The sequence below is a fragment of the Marinospirillum sp. genome (assembly GCF_014859565.1).
Genome location: NZ_JACUUA010000387.1, coordinates 1 through 2,162 on the forward strand (window position 1 = coordinate 1; position 2,162 = coordinate 2,162).

Annotated in this window: 3 protein-coding genes; 1 reads left to right on the top strand and 2 read right to left on the bottom strand. The window is 47.6% G+C overall.

Annotated elements, in window-relative coordinates; translation table 11 throughout:
* The first annotated feature begins 236 nt into the window (after positions 1 to 236).
* Complete coding sequence (locus IBX50_RS20010) at positions 237 to 1,418, top strand: diguanylate cyclase (protein ID WP_292258155.1); 1,182 nt, start codon at positions 237 to 239, stop codon at positions 1,416 to 1,418.
* 11 nt (positions 1,419 to 1,429) lie between these two features.
* On the opposite strand, the gene IBX50_RS20015 is transcribed toward IBX50_RS20010, so the two are convergent.
* Both IBX50_RS20015 and IBX50_RS20020 read right to left on the bottom strand, forming a co-directional pair.
* On the bottom strand, positions 1,430 to 1,723 hold the full coding sequence (locus IBX50_RS20015; protein WP_292258156.1) for a type II toxin-antitoxin system RelE/ParE family toxin: 294 nt from the start codon (positions 1,721 to 1,723) through the stop codon (positions 1,430 to 1,432).
* Positions 1,720 to 2,007, bottom strand: coding sequence for a CopG family transcriptional regulator (locus tag IBX50_RS20020; RefSeq protein WP_292258157.1), 288 nt, complete (start codon positions 2,005 to 2,007; stop codon positions 1,720 to 1,722). Before IBX50_RS20020 ends, IBX50_RS20015 begins: the two co-directional genes overlap by 4 nt.
* Positions 2,008 to 2,162 lie beyond the last annotated feature (155 nt).

The following is a 2,162-nucleotide window of genomic DNA, read 5'->3' on the forward strand; positions in this document are numbered from 1 at the left end:
TTTCAGAAAAGCCTTCAGAAATCATGGGTTGGTTAACCATTGTTGATGAATCATTATGTTAACAAAATTCTTTCGGTTGAGCCGCCTGCACTTGGGTTCTGATTTTTACAGAAGTTTGATAAAAGTTATTTGCCTGAGATGATAATAAAATCTACACTCGGAAAAATTTTGGACAAGCCGATTCAATTAAAAGTCTGCCGTGCTCATGATGTGCTACGGGTGATGAGGGTGGGGAGATGGATTCTCGGTTTCTGCAGGATAAATCACAGAAAAGTGCGCAAACACTCAGGTTAAGACGTTCATTAATGGCTACCGGTGCTGGTTTTGCCAGTGGTTTGGTGATGCTGGTGGCCTGGAATCTGGGTTATGTGCTCTGGAGTGATGTACAGCTGCTGGCTTATCTTCTGATTGCCTTTTTGGGTTATCTGCTTTTCCCCTGGTTGATCCATTCATCCCGCAATTTAGCCTACAGTGACCCCAGTCTGACATTTATACAGATTGGCTGGCACCTGCTGGTTGGCATTTATGCCATGTATGCCGCACCAGAGATTCGCAGTCTGCTGGTGATCAATCTGTTGTTAATCATGTTATTTGCCGTGTTTCGCTTGCAGCCGCGCCAGCTACCTCTGGTCGCGTTGGTGCTGCTGGCTTCTTATGCTGTGTCTGTAATGGGGCAGGTATTGTGGAGTCCGGTGGATGTACATTGGCCACAAGAGTCATTAATAGCTTTGGTGTTTTCGCTGGCGGTGGTGGGTATCAGCCTGCTGGGAGCTGAAATTGCCAGCTTAAGATTGGCCTTGAAACGGCGTAATGCCCATCTTGCTGATGCCATGGTAAAAATTGAAGAACTGGCGGTAACAGATGAACTGACCGGACTCTACAACCGCCGTCACCTGATGCGAATTCTCCGGCGTCAGAAGGGTTTGAGTGATCGTGGTGGTTATCAGTTTGCCATAGGTTTTGTGGATCTGGATTATTTTAAACAGGTGAATGATACCTACGGGCATGATGTTGGTGACCAGATGCTGGTCGCAGTGGCGCAGGAGATTAAACGCAGTTTGCGCGATGTGGACTATGTGGCGCGAATTGGGGGTGAAGAGTTTGTAATGGTGTTATCACAAACAGACTACCAGGAAGCCTTGCGCATAGCTGAGCGGTTAAGAGCTGATATTGAGCAGTTGCTGGTGGATATAGGCGAAGATCACCCAACTTTGACCCTGACAACCTCTGTTGGTATCGCCGCTTACCATAGTCCAGAGCCAATCACTGACCTGATGAAGCGAGCGGATATGGCACTTTATACCGCCAAGGGTTGTGGCCGCAATTGTATTGTGGGAGAGCAGGAGTTGCCAGATTCGATATCAATGCCTGAATCTGAGTCATTAACTCTGGAGGGAGTTGAATCCAGTCCGGGTTGATCGGAGTTCTATCATGAAAATCCTGCTTCACGCTGACCACGTATGGCGAGTATAAAAACCGTTTTTATCTCAACATGATAACGATACAGCACCACATACCCTCTGGAGTCAGATCCAATCACCAGTTCCCGTTTATCCTTGCTGGTCGGCCGACCAATTAAAGGGCTGGTTTGCAGCAAATCAATAGCGGTCAAAATCTCTTTTATGCGAGCCTCAGGCTCAGGAACCAGATGCCGCTCAAGATGCTCAAGAATACGTTCAAAATCCTCCAGCACTTCTGGTGCCAGCTGAATACGAATGGTCATTCCTTACCTCGCCCATGAGCCTTGGGCTGTACTGCAGTTTGGCCGGTGGCGCGTGCCTGCAGATAATCTCGAACCTCAACCCAGTCCAGAGTATTTCCGGTTTCCAGAATACGGGCATAACGCTCCTCAGCAAGAGCATCAAAACTTGCTTTGTGCTCAGCCTGTTCGGTTTTTTCGGCCACTGCCTCCAGCATAAAGTGGTGTGGTGTGACGCCGTTGCGTTTTGCAGCTTCAGCAATTCTGGCTTTCAAATTATCGGGTAAACGCAGGGTTGTTGTGCTCATGCAGTTCATCTCCTGATTTTTATAAATGCAAAGTAGCACAAATGTAGCACGCCAACAAAGCAGGCATGCAAGTTCATGGATTTAGGTTGATGTACAAGGAGGGGGAGGGTTTTAACGCCGTTGTGTAAAAAAGTCTTCCAGCAGGTTTTTACTCT